Annotated in this window: 8 protein-coding genes; all 8 read right to left on the minus strand. The window is 51.4% G+C overall.

The features are described 5' to 3' along the window. Nucleotides 1-470 (minus strand): MurR/RpiR family transcriptional regulator (locus ACR0P9_RS06690; RefSeq protein ID WP_432618520.1); only part of this gene is annotated, 470 nt, incomplete at its 3' end. Between the two features lie 118 nt (nt 471-588). Beyond that, nucleotides 589-1,323: a pseudouridine synthase gene (locus ACR0P9_RS06695; RefSeq protein ID WP_432618522.1), complete on the minus strand. Its 735-nt coding sequence runs from the start codon at nt 1,321-1,323 to the stop codon at nt 589-591. A 3-nt stretch (nt 1,324-1,326) separates the two neighbouring features. After that, nucleotides 1,327-2,022 carry a flavodoxin family protein gene (locus ACR0P9_RS06700; protein ID WP_432618524.1) on the minus strand — a complete coding sequence of 232 codons (696 nt, stop codon included), beginning with the start codon at nt 2,020-2,022 and terminating at the stop codon, nt 1,327-1,329. After that, nucleotides 1,988-3,127 carry a D-alanyl-D-alanine carboxypeptidase family protein gene (locus tag ACR0P9_RS06705; protein WP_432618526.1) on the minus strand — a complete coding sequence of 380 codons (1,140 nt, stop codon included), beginning with the start codon at nt 3,125-3,127 and terminating at the stop codon, nt 1,988-1,990. Before ACR0P9_RS06705 ends, ACR0P9_RS06700 begins: the two co-directional genes overlap by 35 nt. Nucleotides 3,128-3,219: 92 nt before the next feature. Then, nucleotides 3,220-3,651 carry a GerW family sporulation protein gene (ytfJ, locus tag ACR0P9_RS06710; protein WP_432618528.1) on the minus strand — a complete coding sequence of 144 codons (432 nt, stop codon included), beginning with the start codon at nt 3,649-3,651 and terminating at the stop codon, nt 3,220-3,222. A gap of 28 nt (nt 3,652-3,679) precedes the next feature. Then, nucleotides 3,680-4,369, minus strand: a complete 690-nt coding sequence (locus ACR0P9_RS06715; RefSeq protein ID WP_432618530.1) for a DUF2953 domain-containing protein — start codon at nt 4,367-4,369, stop codon at nt 3,680-3,682. Next, nucleotides 4,366-4,920, minus strand: coding sequence for an SMC-Scp complex subunit ScpB (gene scpB, locus ACR0P9_RS06720; protein ID WP_432618532.1), 555 nt, complete (start codon nt 4,918-4,920; stop codon nt 4,366-4,368). The genes ACR0P9_RS06715 and scpB overlap by 4 nt, the downstream gene beginning before the upstream one ends. Continuing rightward, nucleotides 4,917-5,687 (minus strand): segregation and condensation protein A, encoded by a 771-nt coding sequence (locus ACR0P9_RS06725; protein ID WP_432618534.1) that lies wholly within the window; start codon nt 5,685-5,687, stop codon nt 4,917-4,919. The genes scpB and ACR0P9_RS06725 overlap by 4 nt, the downstream gene beginning before the upstream one ends. Nucleotides 5,688-5,750: the final 63 nt, after the last annotated feature.

The raw sequence follows: 5,750 nt of genomic DNA on the forward strand, positions 1-5,750 counted from the left end.
AACATCAGATTGAAATAGAAGCCGATGAAGCCGGACAGAGATGCCGACGAGCGAACGCCGAGAATATAAATATTCTTCGCGTGCAGAATCGCCTCTACCGTGCTCTGAAAAGAATTGCGGTCGATTTCATCCAATGTCATGCGGATTTTGTCAATATCCGAGGACAAGACGGAGCGCAGAATATCCTGATCGCCCATTCTGTCACTGGTCACTTCCATACGCTGTACAGCCGTCAGCTTGTTGCGAATCATCTCCTGCAACGCCTTTTGCAGCTGCGGATAGCCCGCATAGCCCAGTTCTGTAGCAAATCGTACAACGGTAGACTCGCTGACACCGACGGTCGAGCCGAGCTTGCTTGCGGTCAAAAATGCCGCTTTATCATAGTGTTCAATGATATACTTCGCAATCAAACGCTGTCCCTTGGAAAAGGTGGACAGATTGTTCTGTATTTTGTTCATCAAATCATTCATAGTTTCTGCCTCTTATATATACATATGGGTTTCACATTCTATAGTTTTATTGTATCTGTTGATGAACAAAAATGCAAGTGTTTCTCATGCAAATTGCAAAATTTGCGCAAGAATTCCATCATTGCTTGGTTTTTCCCAAGCCGCTTGCCCGGCGCAGTGCGGCAATCTCTTCCGCTGTCAGCTCGCGCCAGTGCCCCGGACGCAGGGATTCTTCCAATTTCAGCGGTCCCATCGCAATGCGGCACAGCCGCAGAACCTTGAAGCCGCACTGGGCACACATTTTGCGAATCTGCCGGTTGCGTCCTTCATGAATGGTGATGTGCAGCTCGTGTACTTGATCCTCACCGGACGCCTGAATCTGTACCTGCGCCGGACGAATGCGGTATCCATCAATGACCATCGGTCGAGCCAGCTCTTTGATGCGTGTCTTATCGCCGCGCACGGTCACGGCATAGGTTTTATCCACATGATTGCGTGGATGCGTCAGCGCAGCGAGCAGTTCACCGTCATTGGTCATGAGCAGCATTCCTTCTGAGTACTGATCCAATCTGCCGACCGGCAGCACCCGCACCGGACAGTTTTTGACCAGCTGTGCCACCGTTTTTCGATTTTTTTCGTCTGACATCGTTGTGACGACCCCCGCCGGTTTATACAGCACAATGGTGTGATAGCTCTCATGTCCGGCAATCCGCTTTCCATTGACGCAAATCACATCCGTATCTATGTCTGCCCGATCTCCCACTTGTGCTCTTGTGCCGTTCACCGTCACGGCACCGCTGGCAATGAGCTGCTCCGCCGCCCGGCGGGAGCAAACGCCCGCACCGGATAAAATTTTCTGTAATCGTTCCTGCATGGTTTAATCCTTCCACGGGCGTTTACTTCCCGTCCATCCCTGCTGTTTCCAATATGTCCCGTCTGCATCATCACTCGGCTTTTTGCTCCGCACGAGATGCATCATCGTAAAAAATGCCTTGGTTTTCAGGGAAGGCTGTACCTTTCCCTCTCGTGCTTTGATTTTCTTTGCCAAAGCTGTTGTTTTTTGATCCACTTTCTGCTTTTTCTTCTCGCTCATATGGCTATAGTTGATGGCATACACCGGCAAGCCGTACCGATACACCTTGCCGACGCCCCAAAACCACAGACTGTCTGCCATATCTTTCAGCGTAGATTTCATTCCCGCTCCCGCCGCTGTGGTGATACAGACCGCTTGTTTGCGGAACATCGAATGCTCCGGTCTATGTACCATCCAACGCCAGCCGTAATGATCTAAAAACGCCTTCATAGAACCTGTGACATGGTATACATAGACCGGACTCGCCAAAATAAGAACATCCGCTTCATCCAGCTTTTGTGTGAGCGGCTGCAAGGCTTCCGCATGGGGACAGTATTTTGCATCTCTCATGATACAGTTGGCGCATCCCACACAAAATTTGTCAAAATCTCGCGGCAAAAAGATTTCTGTGATCTCTCCATCCAATTTTTCCGCCAGCATTCTGGCGACATGATACGTAGAACCCTTATGATTCTGTCCGTAAACGACTGTGATTTTCATATACTACCTCTCGTTTTCTCACGGTATCCCACCAATGCCGCAGTTTTTCTAACCAACCGGTATCTTCTTGCGTGGTATCTAATGAGACAGACTCGGCACAAATCAGCGCGGTCTCATCCAGTACGACACCATTACACACCAATTGGGCGCTTCCGCAGCGGTCTCCCGCCCGCACCGGCGCATATAAAAATTCTGCACAGGCTATTTGTATCTCTGCCTGTTCTCCAGTAAATACTTGTGCTGTCAAATCTTCTTGATACACTGCCCGTACCTGTTGTTTTGTTCCCGTCTGCACCGGAATGATTCCGGCTTCTTCTCCCGCCCGTGCAGTTGTCTGTGCGTGCATAGACGCAAATGCTGCATCCAGCATATGCATGTGATCGTTCCAATCATCTTTGTCATGTAAAGTGACTGCAACAACTGTGCGCCCATTTCGTCTGGCTGCACTGACTAGACACCGCCCCGCTGTCATGGTATACCCGGTTTTGACGCCAACAGCGTCCGGATACATGCGCAGCAGCTTATTGTGATTGACCATTGTGCGCGTGCCGGATGTGTGGCTCTGGGTGGCGACAACCTTGGCAAAAACCGGATTTTTTAGTGCAGCAGCTGCCAACTGTGCCAGCTCCTGTGCCGTTGTGTGATGCGTTTTTCCATCCAAACCGCTGGGATTGTCAAAATGTGTATTGCTCAGTCCCAACTGCTGTGCTCGCTCATTCATACGACGCACAAACGCGTCTCTTCCGCCGAGATTTTCCGCAATACATTCCGCTGCATCGTTGCCGGAACACAGCATCAAGCCGTACAGAACCTCTTGCAGCGGCAGCTGTTCTCCCTGCTTTAAATACATCGACGAGCCTTCCACGCCTGCACTGGCCGCGGAAACCGTGACAATCTGCTGCAAGTTTCCGGATTCCGCCGCCAGCAAGCCGGTCATGATTTTGGTGGTGCTCGCCATGGGCAGCTGCTGTGTTTCATTGGCGCCATCCAGCAAAACACCGGTATCTGCATCCAGCACGGCATACGCCTGTGCAGAATACGCGCTTACTCGACCCATGCCGAAACACACAGCCAGCAGCAGACAAATCCACAATTTTGCTCTCACACACATTCCCCCTCAGATAATCATTTTACGGCGTCCTGTGTGTGTTTATGTCTGAACAAAAAGAGGAGCATTTGGCCCCTCTTTCTGTTTGTTTATTCTTCTGTCGGAGCGACTTCGGTTTCTGTGACCGCTTCTTCCTTCTTGCCGCGCTTGCCAAACAAGCTCTGTACACCGTTAATGGCGTCCGGAATCAGCTCAATCAGGCGATCCGTGCTGTTATCCGCCGGCATATTAACCGGAAGAATGCGCGCATTGCCTTCGCTGACAATGAGGAACGCAACCGGCTGAATGCTGACACCGGCACCACCGCCGCCGCCAAAGCACAGCGGTGCATTGTCTCCGCTGTTGCGCGACTTAAAGTCTGTGCCGCCGGAACCAAAGCCGAATGTCACCTTGGAAATCGGAATCAGCGTGGTTCCATCGTGTGTGACGATAGGATCACCGATAATTGTGTTGACATCGACCATAGAACGGATTTTTTCCATTGTCTCAGCCATCAGGCCATTTACACCATGTTCTGCCATTTGAAATTCCCTCTTTCTCTAGGATAATTTATGATACATGTTGCTGGGAAGCCGTTTGGTTTTGGCTCCATGCTTTTCGTTCCTCTTTCGTCAGGCGAACCGCCTTCCACAGTGCCCACAGCTCCTTGCGCCGTTTCCACAAAATACCCGGATACCATCGGAGCTGCGTCATCACGGAAATGTCTAGCCCCCATATCGTCTTTTGTGCGTCAAAATCCGCATCAATGACAATCTTTGTGTCCTTGAGCACATGCGTCCGTTCCAAATACGGATAAATATTGCCGACAACAGCCGAACAGGCACCGAGTAGTCTGCCGGTACGCGCCGCATCCGCGGTGTGCAGGATGACGGTTACATGCAGACGCTCCCACACGATAGCACCCGCCAAATCATAGATCAGCTCGACAACCAATTCCAGCGCGCGGTCTATCGGCAATCGCTTCAGATCAAAGCGCGGTGCTGTTGTTTTTTCTTTCTGTTCCTCGCGTTTTTCCTTTTTTTCTTGCTTCTTGGTCGGCTTTCTGGGCTTTTTTTTCTTGCCGCCGAGCCGAAATACTTTCTTAATCGGACCGAATCCCAACCGCATCTTGAGCTGCCCATCCGGCATGTCCCGTTTGATTTCTATCCGTGCCGGTGCAAACAGCGTAAAAACTGTCAGTGACACGCCAAGAAGCAAGACAACGCACAGGACGATGCCCAGAATGCGGAGTACGATCATGATTCAGATTCCTCCTGTTCGGACTCACGTTTTTCTTCCAGTTCCCGCAGCTCCGGCAAATCCGGCAGCTCATCCAGAGAAGAAATGGAAAATGCCCGCAAAAATGCCGGTGTCGTGCGGTAAATCATCGGTCTGCCCGGCACATCCAGACGGCCGCAGCCCTCCAGCAAGCCCTTATCTAACAGATTCAGCACGGTATTGGAGCTGTCCACACCGCGCAGCTGTTCAATATAGGCGCGGGTAACCGGCTGTCGGTACGCGACAATAGACAGTACTTCTAATGCTGCCGCAGACAGCGACGGCGTACGCCGCACCTCCAGTGCCCGGCGAATGGTATCCGCATATTCTGCGCGGGAAACCATCTGATAGCTGTCTTGCAGGCGGATGAGCTGAAAGCCGCGTTTTTCTGCGTCATAGCTGTCCGCCAGCTCCTGTGCCAATTGATGCAGCTGTTTGGCGTCAATGCCAAGCACCTGCTTGAGTTTTTCTTCGTAAACCGGTTCTCCCGATGCAAATAAAATGCCCTCCAACAGGCAGGACAATTCATTCATGAGATGCGTTCCTCCTGAATCTCTGTATTTGCTTCTTCCCGCTCCTTATCAGCAAACAGCGTCAGCGTAGGATCTTCTCCCTCGCCGTCAATCTGAATGCGATGCGTCTTAGACAACTCCAGTACAGCGAGAAACGTCGCGACAATTTCCGAGCGGCTGTGCAGACCGCGAAACAAGCCCTGAAACCGCAGCTGTTTCTTTTTGCGAAACCGCAGCAGAATCGCTGTGATCCGTGTATGTACCGGTACGGTTTCATGTCCGACAATGCCGGAAAATGCACTGACCGGCGGCGGCATCTTTTTGCCGATGCGTGTCAGCATCCGCCGCGCCGCCTCCGACAGCTTTTCCGGCGGCAGCGTGCCCTCAAATGTTTTCTTTCGTTCCAGCGGCTCCGGCGGGCGCGTCAAAATGTCGCGTCCTGCGTCACTGTGCCGCTTAAAATACGGCTGTACCTCACGAATACGCTGATATTCCAACAGCTGTTCCACCAGCATAGCGCGCGGGTCTTCTTCCTCATCTTCTTCGTTCTTTTCCTTCGGCAGCAGCATCCGCGACTTAATGAGCATGAGCTGTGCCGCCATAGCGATGAAATCTCCGGCGACTTCCATATCTGCCGACTGGGCTTCGCGCAGGATTTCCATGTACTGTTCAAGAATCAGCGAAATGGGGATGTCATAAATATTGACTTTGTTCTTTGCAATCAAATGCAAGAGCAAATCCAACGGTCCGTCAAAGGCGGACAGATGAAAGGTGATTTTTTCTGTCATTTAAAACACCAACAAAACAATCGCGCTGAGCGCGTGATAAATCGCATTGACAAAGAAATTGAT

Source organism: Butyricicoccus sp., from assembly GCF_050872565.1.
GTDB lineage: Bacteria > Bacillota > Clostridia > Oscillospirales > Butyricicoccaceae > Butyricicoccus_A.